Source organism: Parasphingorhabdus pacifica (assembly GCF_054779195.1).
In genome coordinates this window covers 342,210-358,555 of the sequence record NZ_BAAGYS010000007.1, presented here as the reverse complement: position 1 = coordinate 358,555, position 16,346 = coordinate 342,210, and the positions used below count along the sequence as shown (strand labels likewise).

At 68.4% G+C, this 16,346-nt stretch carries 13 protein-coding genes; 6 read left to right on the top strand and 7 right to left on the bottom strand.

Annotation, left to right across the window (positions count from 1 at the left end; genetic code table 11):
* Positions 1–130 precede the first annotated feature (130 nt).
* Both ACYVAN_RS11040 and ACYVAN_RS11035 read left to right on the top strand, forming a co-directional pair.
* Complete coding sequence (locus ACYVAN_RS11040) at positions 131–2,398, top strand: hypothetical protein (RefSeq protein WP_460958440.1); 2,268 nt, start codon at positions 131–133, stop codon at positions 2,396–2,398.
* 289 nt (positions 2,399–2,687) lie between these two features.
* Positions 2,688–3,590 carry an SGNH/GDSL hydrolase family protein gene (locus tag ACYVAN_RS11035; RefSeq protein ID WP_460958438.1) on the top strand — a complete coding sequence of 301 codons (903 nt, stop codon included), beginning with the start codon at positions 2,688–2,690 and terminating at the stop codon, positions 3,588–3,590.
* 28 nt (positions 3,591–3,618) lie between these two features.
* Here ACYVAN_RS11035 and ACYVAN_RS11030 read toward each other — a convergent pair whose 3' ends face one another.
* From ACYVAN_RS11030 to ACYVAN_RS11000, 7 genes are all read right to left on the bottom strand, one after another.
* Positions 3,619–4,848: an ROK family transcriptional regulator gene (locus tag ACYVAN_RS11030; RefSeq protein WP_460958436.1), complete on the bottom strand. Its 1,230-nt coding sequence runs from the start codon at positions 4,846–4,848 to the stop codon at positions 3,619–3,621.
* A 416-nt stretch (positions 4,849–5,264) separates the two neighbouring features.
* Complete coding sequence (locus ACYVAN_RS11025) at positions 5,265–5,477, bottom strand: hypothetical protein (protein WP_460958434.1); 213 nt, start codon at positions 5,475–5,477, stop codon at positions 5,265–5,267.
* A 244-nt stretch (positions 5,478–5,721) separates the two neighbouring features.
* Positions 5,722–7,539 (bottom strand): phosphoenolpyruvate carboxykinase (GTP), encoded by a 1,818-nt coding sequence (locus ACYVAN_RS11020; RefSeq protein WP_460958432.1) that lies wholly within the window; start codon positions 7,537–7,539, stop codon positions 5,722–5,724.
* Positions 7,540–8,072: 533 nt separating this feature from the next.
* Complete coding sequence (locus tag ACYVAN_RS11015) at positions 8,073–8,765, bottom strand: DUF6802 family protein (protein ID WP_460958430.1); 693 nt, start codon at positions 8,763–8,765, stop codon at positions 8,073–8,075.
* Positions 8,766–8,898: 133 nt separating this feature from the next.
* Entirely contained in the window at positions 8,899–10,758 is a 1,860-nt protein-coding gene (locus ACYVAN_RS11010; RefSeq protein ID WP_460958428.1) for a dynamin family protein, read from the bottom strand.
* A complete protein-coding gene (grpE, locus tag ACYVAN_RS11005) occupies positions 10,755–11,102 on the bottom strand; it encodes a nucleotide exchange factor GrpE (RefSeq protein WP_460958426.1) in 348 nt (115 codons plus the stop codon). Before grpE ends, ACYVAN_RS11010 begins: the two co-directional genes overlap by 4 nt.
* A 184-nt stretch (positions 11,103–11,286) precedes the next feature.
* On the bottom strand, positions 11,287–12,840 hold the full coding sequence (locus tag ACYVAN_RS11000) for a dynamin family protein (protein ID WP_460958424.1): 1,554 nt from the start codon (positions 12,838–12,840) through the stop codon (positions 11,287–11,289).
* 220 nt (positions 12,841–13,060) lie between these two features.
* Here ACYVAN_RS11000 and ACYVAN_RS10995 point away from each other — a divergent pair, with 220 nt between their 5' ends.
* The 4 genes from ACYVAN_RS10995 to ACYVAN_RS10980 all read left to right on the top strand — a co-directional run bounded on the left by ACYVAN_RS10995 (position 13,061) and on the right by ACYVAN_RS10980 (position 16,258).
* Positions 13,061–13,471 carry a hypothetical protein gene (locus ACYVAN_RS10995; RefSeq protein WP_460958422.1) on the top strand — a complete coding sequence of 137 codons (411 nt, stop codon included), beginning with the start codon at positions 13,061–13,063 and terminating at the stop codon, positions 13,469–13,471.
* Positions 13,472–13,576: 105 nt separating this feature from the next.
* Positions 13,577–14,377 (top strand): HAD family hydrolase, encoded by an 801-nt coding sequence (locus ACYVAN_RS10990; protein ID WP_460958420.1) that lies wholly within the window; start codon positions 13,577–13,579, stop codon positions 14,375–14,377.
* Between the two features lie 196 nt (positions 14,378–14,573).
* Entirely contained in the window at positions 14,574–15,515 is a 942-nt protein-coding gene (locus ACYVAN_RS10985) for an ABC transporter ATP-binding protein (protein WP_460958418.1), read from the top strand.
* Positions 15,515–16,258, top strand: coding sequence for a hypothetical protein (locus ACYVAN_RS10980; protein WP_460958416.1), 744 nt, complete (start codon positions 15,515–15,517; stop codon positions 16,256–16,258). The genes ACYVAN_RS10985 and ACYVAN_RS10980 overlap by 1 nt, the downstream gene beginning before the upstream one ends.
* The last annotated feature ends 88 nt before the right edge of the window (positions 16,259–16,346 follow it).

Below are 16,346 nucleotides of genomic sequence, written 5' to 3'. Positions count from 1 at the left end.
CGGTCGCGGTGGGACGCGACCCACATCCCTCGATCGCAACCCCGCATCCCGCTCACACGTCTCATCGAATGCCGGTAGTTGATCGACTACCCCGAGTTACGGCAGCATTCCGAGAGTGATGGAGCAAAACGTGGCCGGCAAGACGTGGGACAGCGGGCCCGTGACCGCCGCCGAACAGCGGCTCGAAGACCAGCTGCGGCAAGCCAGATCCAGCACGCGCAAGTTCGACGCGGACGAGCCGCTGGACGTGCACGCGCGCACCTTCGAACCGCAACAGGAGATCCGGGCCGAATTCCTCCGCCGCAAACTCGTCGAATCACCCGACGAATCCGGTTGGCTCGGCTTCTTGCGGCGCGACGGCCAACCGGCGGCCATCACCATCCGGGACGCCGTGATCACCGGCCCCCTGGACCTGCGCGCGGCCGAACTGCCGTACCTGCTGGAGTTCGTGCGTTGCCGGTTCGACCACTGCCCCGACCTGCGGCAGGTCACGCTCGCAGGGCTGGTGATGCAGCACTGCCGCCTGCCCGGGATCAACGCCCGCAACCTCAACACCAGCAACGACACGATCCTGCGCAACTGCACCAGCCTCGGCGTCCTCGACCTGGCCGACGCCGAACTCGGCGGATCGCTGCTGCTGACCGACAGCGAGCTGCGGAACCCCGGACACCGGGCCGTGTACGCCGACCGGTTGACGGTGACGGGTGCGCTGCTGGGACTGCGGTTGAAGGTGTCCGGTGAGATCCGCGTTCCCGGCGCCAAGATCGGCGGCAACCTCAACCTGTCCGGGGCCGCGCTGCGCAATCGCGGCCGCAACGTGCTCAACGCCAACGGCATCCAGATCGGCGGCAGCCTGCGGTGCGACGTCGACCCGTTGGGCGGTGGCCCGTTCACGGCTGCCGGCCTGCTCTACATGCCGAGCGCGCACCTGCAGGGTGATCTGCGGCTGCGGGACGCGGTCCTCGAACCCGGCATGAGCCCACCGCGCCGCGGCGAGTCCAAGCACGACGACCCGATCTGCACCCTGCTGCTCGACCGCAGCACCATTCGCGGCGACGCCCAGCTGGACCAGTCGTTCGTCAGCGGCGGCACCATCCGGATGGTCAGCACCACGATCAGCGGGGACCTGCGGATGTCGGGCGCGAACATCGACCTGAGCTGGTGCCGTTCGGCCGCCGCCTCCGTGGAACAGCCGCTGCGCGCGCTGCACCTGGACAGCAGCGCCATCGGGGGCAACTTCGAATCCGGCGCCGTCTCGCTGCACGGCCAGCTTCGCATGGTCGATGCGCAGATCGGGGGGAGTTTCCAGCTCAACCAGGCGAACCTGGTCGGTCCGCGCACGGACGTGCTGCAGGCCAACCGCATCCGGGTCGGCAGCAACCTGGACTGCCGGGGCTCCGACATCACGGGCACCCTGCAGTTTCAGGGCGCCCACATCGGGGCGAACCTGGACCTGCGTTCGGCCAGCCTGCGGAAACCCGCGTGGCACCAGCACCGCAACGCCTACAAGCCCTCGTTGGACCTCCGCGCTGCAGTCGTCGAACGCGACCTGGTGTGCGCGGAGGGCGATCGCCGCTTCCGGGCCGAGGGCGAGGTCCAGTTGCGGCGGGCTTCGGTCGGCAGGCACTCCAACTTCTGGGGCTGCGTCCTCGGCGACGGCAGCGGCCGCAACAGCCTCAACGCCTTCGGTCTGGTCACTCAGGAACTGACGTTGCTGCCGCACGAACCACCGCGAGGGCGACTCGTGCTGCGCCAGGCGCGGTGCGAGCTGCTGGCCGACAACGCGGTGATCTGGCGCTCCGACGGCGGGGTGGACGTGGAGGACTTCACCTACGACAACTTCACGCAGCCGATCGACGCGACCGACGGTGCACGGGTGCGGGAGCGGTTGAGCTGGTTGCGGGCCGCCGGAAGCGGGCGCTACCAGCCCGGTCCGTACGACCAGCTGACCGCGGTGTTCCGGGAGAACGGCAACGAGGAACATGCGGTCACGGTGCTGATCGAGAAGCAGCGCAGGCGCTACCAGGAAATAGCCCGAACCACCCGGCGCCCGCTGCGGGCGCCGGTGCGCCTGTGGAGCCTGCTGCAGCGCATCACCGTCAACTACGGATACCGGCCGATGCGCGCGCTGCTCTGGCTGCTGCTGTTCGCCGCGCTCGGCACCTCGTGGTTCAGCCGGCACGAGCTGGAGCCGATCAACCAGGAGGACAACCCGGTGTGGAGCCCGCTGCTTTACACCGTCGACCAGCTCGTTCCCATCGTGAACCTCGGCCACGACGTGATGTGGCGGGCGCAAGGACCATCGCAGTGGATCACCGTCGGGTTGATCGCCGCCGGTTGGATTCTGGCGACCACGGTGGCCGCGGGCATCACCCGAACCCTGCGGCGGAACTGGTAGCCGGCGGACTCAGTCGCAGTGCGGGATTCCGCATGGCCACTGTGGACACCGCCTGCGGCGCCGCGCGACGCTTCGGCGCGACGCTTCGGCGCGGTCGACGGCGTGCCGTTCGCGGCGGTAGAGGCTGATTGCGCCGGTCGACGCGGATTGCGCCGGATGGTGGTCACCCGTCGATACGACTCGTGAAATCCCCCGGGTGAACTTCGGCGGAGATCGTCCGGATCTGTGCTAGATAACTCCGAGTCGATCATTTTTCGGCGCCCGAGCCACATCGTTCGCGGAGGCCAGCATGGGAGCACGTCCCGCCAGTCCCGATTCCCGAAAGCTCCGCGGCCGATGGGGTGTCGCGCTGGTCGTCTCGACCTCCTTCATGCTCGTCTCCCCCGGAGCCCGCGCGGCCGAGCCGCTCGAGTACGTCGCGCTGGGAGATTCGGCGGCCGCCGGACCGCTCATCGGTCTTCCTGACCCGAACCTGGCCTGCTTCCGCTCGGCGACCACCAACTATCCGCAGGTGGTCGCCGATCTGCTCGGTGCCGAACTCACCGACGTCACCTGCTCCGGGGCGGAAATCGAAGACTTCTCCGGACAACAGCACGGGTTCCTCCCTCCGCAGTACGACGCGCTCAGCGAGGAGACGGATCTGGTCACCGTCACGATCGGCGGCAATGACGCCGACCTCGTCCAGGCCGCGATCAGTTGCGTGAACGCTCTGCCCGAACCCTTCGGCCAGTCCTGCGCGGACCGCTACACCGCCGACGGCGGCGACGAGCTCGCCGAGCGGATCGAGCTGGTGGAACCGGCGTTCGACACCGCCATGACCACCATCGAGAGGCTGGCGCCCCATGCGGACGTGGTCGTCGTCGGCTACGGCACCTACCTGCCACCCGGCGGTTGTCACCCCGTACAACCGCTGTGGCCACGGGACGCCGACTACGTGCAGGACAGCATCGACTCGCTGAGCGCCGTACTGGGGGAAACGGCCCGAGCCCACGGCGCCCGGTTCGTCGACATCGGACCGTTGAGCGAAGGGCACGGCGTCTGCGCACCCCCGGCCGAGAAGTACTTCGAAGGGTTCATCCCCACTTCTCTCGCCGCCCCGCTGCACCCGAACGCCAAGGGCATGACCGCGTTCGGACACGCGGTCGCCGACGCCGCGACCGGCACACCCCTGCCCACCGCCGTCTCGTCCTGAGCAGGTCCGGCGGCAATGACCGCAACGCCTAGGTTCCGAGCAACGTCGCCAATCGCGGCGAATAGGTGCGGTCCAGAACGAGCGAAGCCGCCCCGACCGCGCCCGCGTCCTCACCGATCAGCGCCGAACGCACGGTGATCGGGCGTACCTCCGGTGCCCACACGTGCTTTCGGAGTGCCTCGTCCACCTTCGCGCGGAACACCCCGTCGACGTGCCGGAGGGCGGGGCCGCCGAGCACGACCTGGTCCACGTCGAGCACGCTGATCACCGATGCCAGCGCAACGCCGAGCTTCCCGGCGGCCGATCGGAGCAACCGGAGTGCCGCACCGTCACCACCGGCCGCCAGTCGGCAGATCTGCTCGTGGTCGTCGGAAACCGAGCGAGCAGGCGTCACTTCCGCCCGGCGTGCGCCGTCGGAACCGTGCCACTGCGCGACGATCGAGCGCATCGAGCAGTACGCCTCCAGGCATCCTCGCCTGCCGCAGGCGCAGGCCCGCGTGCCACCTCCGCGCACGTGCCCTATCTCGCCCGCGTTGTTGCTGATGCCCCGGTAGACCCGGTCGTCGAGCACCACACCGAGCCCGACCCCCGACCCGAGGTGCACGTACACGAACGACCCCGTCCGATCGACTCCACCCGACCAGCGTTCCCCGATCGCCGCCGCGGTCGCGTCGTTGTCCATCACCACCGGCAGGCCGGCCCGATCCTGAACGAGTTCGGCCAACGGGACCTCGCCCCATCCGGCCAGGTTCGGCGGGTTGAGCACCCGGCGGTGCTCGTTGTCGAGGGGCCCCGGCACTGCCAGTCCGATCCCGAGCAACCGTTCGCGGTCGACCCCGGAGCGCCGCACGAGCCGGCGGATGGTCTGTTCGAGAGCTCGGGTCGTCGCGGCCGGTGACGAACCGTCCGGCAGGCGTCGTCGGCTGCGGCGCCGGACGCGACCGGACAGGTCGAGCAGCACACCCGTGATTCCTTCCGGGTCCAGGTGCAGTCCCACCGACGAATACGTGTCCGGCACGATGCGCAACCGGACACGCCGCTTGCCGCCGGTGGAGGGAGCGTGACCGTCCTCTTCGACCAGACCTTCGTCGATCAGTCCACGGACGATGTTGGACATCGTCTGTGCCGTCAATCCGGTCTTTCCGGCCAGTTCCACCCGGCTCAGACCTCCGTGGACTCGGATGGCGTCCAGCACGACGGCCCGGTTGTACCCGCCGACTCGCGGAAGATTGGTGCCCTGCCAGGACTTTCTCGGCATCGTGGTCTCCCTGGGCGGCGTCGAACCGAGCGGGGGCGCTGAACCGAGCGCGGCGTTGAACCGTGCCGATCCCGAAACCGACGTGGAGCGCAGGCCCCGGCCGCCCGGTCTCGCGCCCGCCCCGCCGCACGGCCGATCCGAACCACCGCCGGGAAGTGCTCGGCGATTCGGTGCATCGATTGGCATTGATCCACAGAAGTGTGATCCACACCTCGTCCGCGCGCAAGATCCCCACCGGTTTCGCCCGACCGGCGGTGCAGTCAGGCGTCAGCGAGGTCAGGAGCGGGTACGCGCAGCGCAGTCGATACCGCGCACGGGCCAGTCACGATGCGGCGGTCTTCCGATCGGAGGCGTGGCGAAAGAAATCGGGCGGTGAGTGAACCGCTCACTCACCGCCCGGGACGCCGCTGGACTGCTCACCGGGCCTCCTCGTTGTGCCGAATCGGGGTTTCCGCCTCGCGGGGAAACGGGATCGGCAGCACGGCCTCCGATTCCGCGACGGCCTCCTCCTCGACGGCGGTCTCCGCAGCACCTTCCCCGCCGACTTCCTCGTGCGCCTCGCGGCGAAGAACGACGACGACGGCCACCACGGCGACCAGAGCCAGTATCAACAGGGCCAACCCAGCCATGACGCACCTCCTATGCGCTACCTCCGACATCGGGTCGAATTCGTACCGACGGAGATGAGACGCGCTGGGTGATCGCCCGGTTCCACATCGTCATGGATTTTTCGAGATTTTCCATGGACTCGAGCCGCCCACCACCGCCACCAGAGTCCACCACGGCCTCCGACGACCCCGAGAGTCACACAAAAAAGGTGGCCCCGGCGGAGAATTCCGCCGGGGCCACCCGGAGTTTCGCTTCGCGTACCGGTCAGGCGCCGAGCCGCTGCTTCAGCGCTTCGAGCTCGTCACGCATCGAGGTGGGCAGCGAGTCGCCGATCTTGTCGAACCATTCCTCGATCAGCGGGATCTCCCGCTTCCACTCGTCGACGTCCACGTGCAGCGCCGTCTCGACGTCCTCGACCGGAGTGTCCAATCCGGACAGGTCGATCTGGTCGGCCGTCGGCACCCGCCCGATCGCGGTGTCCGCCGCAGCGGCCTTGCCCTCGATCCGCTCGACGACCCACTTGAGCACCCGCGAGTTCTCGCCGAACCCGGGCCACACGATCTTCTTGCCGGACTCGTCCCGCCGGAACCAGTTCACGTAGAAGATCTGCGGCAGCTTCGAGGAATCCGCCGACTTGCCGACGTCCACCCAGTGCTGGAAGTAGTCACCCACGTTGTAGCCGATGAACGGCAGCATCGCCATCGGGTCGCGGCGCACGTTGCCGACCTGACCCGCGGCCGCAGCTGTGGTCTCCGACGACAACGTCGCACCCATGAAGGTGCCGTGCTGCCAATCGAAAGCCTCGTTGACCAGCGGCACCGTCGTCTTGCGCCGGCCGCCGAACAGGATCGCCGAGATCGGCACGCCCTGCGGGTCGTCCCACTCGTCCGCGAGGATCGGGCACTGCGACATCGGGGTGCAGTACCGCGAGTTCGGGTGCGCGGCCTTCTCGCCGGACTCCGGAGTCCAGTCCTGGCCCTTCCAGTCGGTCAGGTGCTCGGGCTGGCTCTCCATCTCCTCCCACCAGACCTTGTTGTCATCGGTGAGAGCCACGTTGGTGAACAGCGAGTTGCCCTGCTCGATGGTGCGCATGGCGTTCGGGTTGGTCTTCCAGTTCGTACCGGGTGCCACACCGAAGAAGCCCGCCTCCGGGTTCACCGCGTACAGCCGGCCGTCCGAACCGAACCGCATCCAGGCGATGTCGTCGCCCAGGGTCTCGACCCTCCAACCCGGAATGGTCGACTCCAGCATCGCCAGGTTCGTCTTGCCGCAAGCCGACGGGAACGCCGCCGCGACGTAGTAGGTCTTGTCCTCGGGCGAGATCAGTTTCAGGATCAGCATGTGCTCGGCGAGCCAGCCCTCGTCCCGGGCCATCGCCGAGGCGATCCGCAGCGAGAAGCACTTCTTGCCCAGCAGCGCGTTGCCGCCGTACCCGGAGCCGAAGCTCCAGATCTTCCGCTCCTCGGGGAAGTGCGTGATGTACTTGATGTCGTTGCACGGCCACACCACATCGGACTCGCCCGGTTCCAGCGGAGCTCCGACCGAGTGCAGCGCGGGTACGAACTCTGCGTCCGTGCCCAACCGCTCCAGCACCTTCGACCCCATGCGGGTCATGATCTGCATCGAGACGACCACGTACGCGGAGTCGCTGATCTCCACACCCAGCTTCGGTTCCTCGGCGTCCAGCGGACCCATGCAGAACGGGATGACGTACATCGTCCGACCACGCATGCAGCCCCGGTAGAGCTCCGTCATGGTCGCCTTCATCTCGTCCGGCTGCATCCAGTTGTTGGTGACGCCGGCATCCTTGCTGTCCTGCGAGCAGATGTACGTCCGCTCCTCGACGCGGGCCACATCGCTGGGGTCCGAAGCCGTGTGGAAAGAGTTCGGCGTGCCTTCGACACGCGTGAACGTCCCAGCTTCAACCAACTGGTCGGTCAGCCTCGTCCACTCTTCCGGCGAACCGTCGCACCACACCACCCGGTCAGGTGTGGTCAGCTCGGCGACTTCGCGCACCCACGACAGCAGCCGCTGGTGCGTGGTCGGGGCCTCGTCCAGACCGGGGATGGTCAAAGCGGTCATCGCGTTGTGTCTCCTGACTGGGCGCCACAGCCCGGATCCTCGCCGACGGCGGTGACCCGCCGGCTGTTGCAGGGAATGCTCCGCCCCACCCGAGGGTCGGGCGGATTGAAAGGGATGCACCGAGGCTAACGGTGTCCACCGCCCGCAATGGAGATCAGCGCTGTCGGTTCTCTCACAGGAACGATAAGGGAATCGATTCAGAACGCAATCGGGCCACAGGTCTAGACGAAAAATCACCGTGCCGGCAACGCGCCGTCCAAGAATTTCCGGCGAACCGGACGCCCACACGAATACGAAGTGACTTCGGGACGGACTTCTGGTGACCGTCGGAACGGGCGCACCCACGCGCCGCAACCGTTCGGCCCCGGGGCGCACCCGTTCGCCCGCGGCCGGTTCGCGCAGACCGGACCCGTTCGGGCAGCACCACACCTGACCGGCGCACATGCCCGCGAACCTCGGATATACCGAGGTCCACACGCGGAAGAACAACCGAACGAGACCAATTCCGCGGTGGTTTCATCACCCCGGGTAATTCATTCCCAGCGGGAGTCCGAATCCAAACCGCTCGGACCAGCATCCGATTTCCCGTCGGTGCCGCAGGTTTCCCCCGGATCCACGTCGAATGACCACGTTGCGTCATCGGAACCCACGAATGTCGAGGCCTGGACCGACCGGCCGCCGGAAGCGCCCTCCTCGACAACGGTCCACTCGCCGTCCCCGGTGTGATGGGTGGTCACCACTTCGCCCCGGTCGTTGACGCGCACCATCTGGTCGGCCGAACCGTCCCCGTCGATGTCGGTGGCCAGGACAGAACCGTCCTCGGTCTCCACGATCGCGGTGTCCGCACGCCCGTCGGCGTCGGTGTCCTCGGTAGCCGGGCCGACCCGCATCTCGCCTTCAGCTGTCTCGATCACCATCGACCCGTCACCCTGCTGCCCGGGAGGTCCGTGCGGCGGCCCCGGGTCCTCGCTCACCCAGTCACCGGACCCGTCCTCGTACCGGGCCTGCTCGGTAACCACGCCGTCGCTGTTCAGCGTCTGCACGAGGTCGGCGCGACCGTCCGAGTCCTCGTCGACGTAGGCGAAATGACCGTCGTCGTTCATCACCAGGACCGTCTCGTCGATCCCGTCACCGTCGAAGTCGTAGTTCGCTTCCGCGGTGTACTCGTCCCCCTCGACGGTGATCTTGATGTCGCCGTCGCCCTGGCCCGTCTCCTCGATATACATGTGAGTCCCCCTCAACATCCGGGCGCGGATCACTCTTCAACGTGGTCAGACGCAGGGTAGGGGCACGCGGTTCCACGCGAACAGCGAATTCACCTGAGTGCACGGCACCGGCCCGGACCGTCGGCACGCGCGCTCATTCGGCCCGGTCGCGCACCTTCCGGATGCCGACGAGCAACTGCTCGACCTTCTCCCGGCCCGCTCGGGCCTCCGCCAGCTTCTCGTTGACCGACTCCAGCCGCCGACCACGTTCGGCGGCATCCATCCGCAACGCCGTGTCCACCTCGCGCAACTCACCCTCGATCGCGTCGATGCGCTTGCCCAGCGCTTCGTCCAGCGCCAACGACAGCTGCTGCTCGGCGGCGATCAACTGCTCGGCCACCAGTTGGTCCAGCGCCGAGCGCGCGTCCGCGATGGCCTCCGTCAACCACTGCTTCAGGTGCTGCTTGTCGGCGACGAGCTTGCGGGTTCGGGCCATCCACCAGCCCGCACCGAGCCCGAGCACGATCGTCACCGGCAACACCACCGGGTTCAGCGCGGCGACCCCGAGTCCCGCGAGTGGCATGGCCACGGCCCGGCCGACCCCGAGCCCGCCGGAGACGCCCATGAACATCAGCAGCTTGTCCTCCGCCGTGGGCGGGCGCCGATCCGGCGGACGCAGGGCCACCGGCCGCTGTGCTCCCCGCGCGAACTGCGCGCGGATCACCGTGAGCTCCTCGCCGGTGAACAACTCCGCGAGCGACTGCTCGGCGACGCCCACCAGCCGGTCGGAGAGCATCGCCGCGACCCGCGACGACACCATCTGCAACGCGATATCCACCTGTTGTGGCATCCCGGCGAGCTGTTCCCGGTCGGCGGCGTCGACGGCTCGGCGGAACCAGTTCTGCACCTCCCGCACCTGGCGGGTCACCTCGTGTCCGGACTCCACCCGCGTGCGCTGGATCTCGCCCCGCAGCTTCACCTGCCAGCCCCGGGTGGAGGACCGCCGCGCGGTGTTCAGCTCGTCCCGGCGGAGCCGCAGCGACGCCGCCTCGTCCTCCCCCACTGTCAGAGCACGCTTCTCCGCGTCCAGTCTCGTGGTGAGCTCGCCGAGCGCCGTGGCCAACGCGCGCATCGTGTTGGCCTCGCCGAGCATCGCCACCCGATCCGCGACCAGCCCTTGCAGCTCGGTCCGCAACCCGGTGATCCCGGAGCGCTCGCGCAACATGTCCGCTGCCTGCTCGTTCGACCCGCTGGCCGCCATTTCGAGCATGCGCGCCGACACGGCGTGGATGGGCGCGTCGGCGAAGCGCGGGGCGTGCTCGGCCAGCAGCTTCCGGTCGGCTTCGAGCACCTGCCGCCACCCGCGGTGCTGATCGGTCTTGGCCAACGCGAACACCACGGTTTCCACCCGGTCACCGACCGCGCGAAGGAAGTCCAGCTCTCCCCGGGTGAACGGGGCGGAAGCATCGACGACGAACAGCAGCGCGGTCGCCGCCGCGGCGGCCTCCATCGCGAGTTCCCCGTGCACCTCGTCGAGCCCGCCCGCGCCCGGGGTGTCCACCAACGTCATTCGGGACAGCGGCTCCAGCGGCGCCTCGACCCGGACGTACCGGGGCGGGAGTTCTCCCTCGGGCAGCTCGCGGCGCGCGGACGTCCAGTTCGCCAGTTCCGCCACCTCGAACCGCACCGGCTCCCGGTCGGGGTAGCAGGCGTAGCAGGACCACTGCTCGGCGTAGTCGAACAGCAGGTACGTGGCGGTGGCGGTCCGCGCTTCCACCGGCGACAGACCCGGCTGGTCGAGCAACGCGTTGACCAGCGAGCTCTTTCCCCGGTTCGTCTCTCCGACGACCACGACGCTCGGCGTCTTCGGGCGGGAGAGTCGAACCTCCTCGACCCAGTCCGCGGCTTCCGGAGCGGTCTTCCTCAGGAGTTCGGTGAGGTTGTCCCTGGCTTGTTTGACCTGCTGCGGCAGCGTGTTCGAGGCGGTGATGCCCTGCTTCGGAGAAGCCGTCATCCCGGTTGCCCCGGCTCCAGCTTGTAGATCGTGACCACCGGGGGGCGGAGGATCCGCTCTCCGTCCGCGAAGCCGACGAACTCGGTTTGGGCGATCCGCCCGTCCAGCGCGGGATCGTCGGTCGGCACGGTGCCGCTCGCTTCGTGCCGGGCCGGGTCGAAGGTCGTGTCGTCCGGCCGCAGAGCCTCCACTCCGACTTGACCGAGTCCTTCCGCGAGCCGTTCGGCGATGCCGACGCTCCGGGCTCGGTCGATCGCGTACACGCAGAGTTCGATCAGGGTCTCCCGCTCGGCCAGCGCCGAGGTCAGCGGGTCGGCGAGGGTGTTGACGCCCATGGTGCTCATGTCCGTTCCCAACTCGACATCGTGCGGTCCGCCGGCGTCCGGGTCCGAGGGGTGGCCGGCGTCCTGGTGCGACGCCCCCGCCACCACCGAGGTTCCACTTTCAGGTGAGATTTCGGCTTTATCCGTCTCCGATCGGGCCTTCACGCGCTTCGACCGCTCGAACCAGCTCCGCACCATTCCCGCCTCAGGTCTCTCCGCCCGCCTTCAACTGCTGCCAGATGAGGAAGTAAGCGCGATGCACGACGTGGGCGACTCGGCTCTGCGCCGGGGTCGCGCCGAACGACGCGAACGATCGCCACCAGTTCGCGCGTTCCAGAGCACGGTTCACCAGGTCCGGATACCCGCCTCCCGGCAACCCCAGCTGCTCGGCGGCATCCGCGCTGCTCCCCACCAGCAGCACCTCCTCGGCGAGATCGTCCGGCAGGTCCACCGAGTCCGATGCCACCAGGGTCAACGCCTCCAGCACCCGCAGCTGGTGGGCCTCCGGTTTCGCCAGCAACACCTCGATCGCGTCGTGCACCCGGTAGCGCTCGGCCGGATCACCGGTCGCGTGCGCCAGCGCCGTCACCGACGCCAACCCGGCCGCCGCCTTGATCCCGTCCGCGCGGGCCCGGAACACCGCGTCCAACTTGTTCAACACGGTGGCCAGGCCGGATGAGTCGCGCAGCACTCGCCGCAGTGCACCCGTGGTCATGCCGGGGTCTGCATCGAGCGCGTTCAGCGCACAGCGGATGCCGTGCAGGTCCAGGTTCGCCAGCAACCGGGCGCGGACTCCGGCGGGTACATCGCACTCCCAACCGGTGAAGAGGTCCGCGGACATGAACAAGGTCTCGCGGGTCCCCTCGTCGAGCGCCGCGAGGCTGCGCAACGCGTCCGCGTCGGCCGAGCCGAACCCGCCGGTCTCGGCGGTCTCGGCAAGTAGTCCTGCCACCGGGAGCACATCCGACACGCGGGGCTTGAGCGCCCCGGCCTGGTTCTCGGCCAGCAGTGCGGCGGCCTTCCACACGTCACCACCCGAGCCTTCGACCGATTCCGGCTCGATCGTGTCGGCCTTGTTCAGCACCGCGAGCGCGTTCACCGGCCCCGGCTCGCGGCCGCCGGTGGCCGCCGCGAACGACGCCAGCGCATGTTGATCGTCCGCCCGCACGGCCTGGGTGACGACGTAGACCACGGCCTCCGCACCCGCGACCGCGCGGCGGGAAACCGGGTCGAGCTCGTCCTCGCGCCCGGCCTCGGGACTCGCACCCAGCAGCTTTTCCGCCCGGGCCACCGAGTCGGCATCCAACGACCCCAAGCCCGGGGTGTCGATGACCGTGAGATCGCGCAGCGCCGCATTCGTCAGGTACGCCTCCAGGTGCGAAACCCGGTCGAACTCCACACCGAGTTCGGCGGGAATGCCGCCATCGGCGTCGAACGGGAGCGCCTGCTTGGTGCCGTCGTGGAACACGACCTCCACCCGGTCGACGGTTCCGTACTGGAAACGGGTGACGAGCCGGGTGCACTCACCGACGTCGGTCGGCGCGACCCGGCGCCCGATCAGCGCGTTCACGAGCGTGGACTTGCCGGATTTGATCCGGCCGGCCACGGCGACCTGCAACGGTGCGGACAGCCTGCGCAGCACATCGCGGAACCCCGTCGCCGTGCGCTCGGATACCTCCGGCTGGAGATCGGTGCACAACCGCGCGACCGCGGCCGAGAGCGGTCCCGGCCAATACTGCTGGTCGGCTGGCGTACTCACCCCTGTCCCTCCGCTCGACCGGGCCGATCGTTCGCGCTCGGCTCGACACCGTCCGCGCAACATCCTGCCACGCGGCAGCCACGCTCAGTGCCGGATCCCTCGCCGACGGCTCGGATTCCCCCGCGATCCGATTGGCCCCGACCGGCGGTTTACCCCCAGATCGCCACGGGTAACGATGGCGTGGCAGTGGTGATCGTCCCGGCTCGAAAGGACTTCGGCGGTGTTCACAGGCAGTGATCTCTTGTTCGTACTGCTCGGCCTGTTGATCGTCATCGTGGACGGTCAGCTCATCCGGCGCAGCGGCACGACGTATCTGAAATCGGTCTACCCGAACCCGAAGGTCGCCGACTCGGTGAACCAACTGATCACCGTGCTCTTCCACCTCAGCGCACTGGGGATCTTCGCGCTGATCGCGGTCCTCGAACTCACGTTCACGGGCCCGACCGAATCACTGGTGGCCAGGCTCGGCGTGCTGTGCCTGGTGCTGGCGGTCGCGCACGGCATCGTGGTGTGGATCCTCACCCGACTGCAGTCGCGACAGCGGGAGCGGGTCCTGCAGGACGAACTCGCCGCGCGGACGGAGCAGCGACTGGCGGAAAAGGAGGACGCACCGGATCCCGAGGGGTCCTGACGGTCCGGCCTGCGGCCCGGTCCGGGGCGCGGTACGCCGGGCCGGGGGACGTGACCTGTACCGCGTTTGCCGCCCGAACGGTTACGGGCTACTAGCCTTCGACCCGTGTCGCATGCCAGCCGGAACCCACGCTTGGTCGCTCTCGACGTCGACGGAACGCTGCTCGACCCCGCGACCCAGCGCATCTCGCCCCCCGTTCGCGCGGCGGTTCGCCGAGTTGTCGACGGGGGCGAGCGGGTCGTGATCGCCACCGGCCGGAGCATGCTCGGCACTCTGCCCGTCCTCGACGAACTCGGATTGAGCAGCGGTGTGGCGTTGTGTTCCAACGGGGCCGTCAAGGTCGACGCCGCCACCGCGGACACCCTGTCCATCGAGACCTTCGACCCCGCCCCCGTGTACGCCGAGCTGGCGAACCGGTTGCCGGGAGCGCTGTTCGCGGCCGAGCAGGTCGGCAGCGGCAATCTGGTGACCGAGCACTTCGCCGAGGATGAGCTGCACGGTCCCCAGCAGGTCTCGACGGTCGACGAGCTGGTGGACCGCCCGATTCCCCGGATGATCGCGAACTGGGCGGGGCACGACCACACCGAGTTGATGCGGGCCATGAGTGGTGTCGAACTGCCGTTGTGCACCGTGACGATCGACCACTACGACCCGTGGGTGACGATCGTGCCCGCCGACGTCACCAAGGGCGCCGCGTTGGAGAAGCTCCGGGTGGAACTCGGCATCGCCCGCGAGGAGACCTTCGCGGTCGGCGACGGGGACAACGACATTCAGATGCTCGAGTGGGCCGCGGTCGGTGTCGCGATGGGCCAGGCCCCGGACAGCGTTCTGGCGGTCGCCGATCACGTCGTCGCTCCGGTGTTCGAGGACGGTCTCGTGGACGCCCTGAACCGGTTGACCCGGTGATTCTCATCACTGGCGAGCAGGTGGGCCGACAGGTGTTCTCCGGGGAACATCGGGGTCATCCCTGATCAGAATATGATTCGGATTGAGCGAAGCTGATCGAGGCACCGCGCCGCTACGGCCGCCCGGACGGGCGTTGCTGGCAGCGTGGAAACGTGCGACCAGCCAGGTCGCCGATACATCCGGACCAGGAGTACTCATGATCGAGGCTGTCGGCCTCACGAAACGCTACGGTTCGAAGGTCGCGGTCAATGACCTGTCCTTCACCGCCCAAGCCGGTCGAGTCACCGGCTTCCTCGGTCCCAACGGGGCGGGCAAGTCGACCACCATGCGCATGATGCTGGGGCTGGACCTGCCATCCGCGGGCGAGGTCCGCATCAACGGCATGCACTACCGCGAGCTCAAGCAGCCCCTGCGGACCGTGGGTGCGCTGATCGACGCCAAGTGGGTGCACCCCAACCGTTCCGCGCACGCCCACCTGCGCTGGCTGGCCCGCTCCAACAACCTGCCGATGAAGCGGGTCGACGAGGTACTGGCGCTGGTCGGCCTCGAACAGGTCGCCAAGCAGAATGCCGGCGGGTTCTCACTGGGCATGTCCCAGCGACTCGGCATCGCCGCGGCACTGCTGGGCGATCCTCAAGTCCTCTTGTTCGACGAGCCGGTCAACGGCTTGGACCCGGAGGGGATCCACTGGATCCGCCGATTCATGCAGACGCTCGCCGCCGAGGGCCGCACGGTGCTGGTTTCCAGCCACCTGCTCTCGGAAATGGCGCTGACCGCCGAGGACCTGATCGTCATCGGGCGCGGCGAGCTCATCGCCCAGTGCAGCACCGAGGAGTTCGTGGCCGGAGCCGGCTCCACGTCGGTGAAGGTCCGCTCACCACAGGCGGGGCAACTGCGGGAACTTTGCACGACGGCGGGCATGGCCGTGGCCCCCGCCGACCCGAACGTGCCCGACACGCTGATGGTCGAAGTGGCCGAAGGCGAACGGATCGGCGAGATCGCGGCGGGCAACGGGATCGTGCTGCACGAACTGTCACCCCAGCAGGGGTCTCTGGAGGAAGCATTCATGCGACTCACGGGCGACGCCGTCGAGTACAGCACCGGCAACGAGCTCGCGACGGCAGGAGGACAGGCCTGATGACCCTGCTCGCCGTCGAACGGATCAAACTCTTCTCCACCCGCTCGCCGTGGTGGTGCACGGTGGTCGCGCTCGGCCTCACCATCGGGTTCGCCGCCCTGCTGGCCACCCAGGTCGACCAGACCACGCTGCGCATGACGCAGTTCGGCTACCAGTTCGGGTTGATGGTGGTCCTGGTGATGGCCGCCCTGAGCGTCACCACCGAGTACCGCTTCGGCACCATCCGGGCCACGTTCCAAGCGGTGCCGAACCGGGTGAGCGCGATGCTCGCCAAGGTCGCCGTTGTGGCGGTCTTCGCCTTCGTAGTCGGCGAGCTGGCCGCATTCGGCTCGTGGGGCGTCGTATCCGCCATCTCTCCGGAGTCGGACCTGGCGATCAGCAACATCGAACAGCTCCGACAGGTGGGCGGCGTCGGCCTGGTTTTCGCCGTGGGGTCGGTACTGGCGATCTCGGTGGGGGCGCTGCTGCGGCAGACCGCCGGGGCGGTGACGCTGCTGATGATCTGGTCGATGCTGGTCGAATCACTGGTCACCCTCATTCCCAGTTTCGGACCGGACGTCCAGCAGTGGATGCCGTTCACGGTCGCCGACAACTTCCTGTCGGCCGGTAGCGGGAACATGGCCGCGCAGCAGATCGCGTCGAGTGCTCCGCTGGGGCCGTGGGGCTCCTTGGCGTACTTCGCCGCGATCGCGGCGGCGATGCTGGCGATCTCGCTGGTCGTTGTGCAGCGGCGGGACGCCTGAGCGGACGGGTAGCGCAAACGCGCAGGTCATGATCCACTCGTCCACGTCGCGACCGGTCGCGCGTTAGCCATCCCGGCCGAGAGTCTGG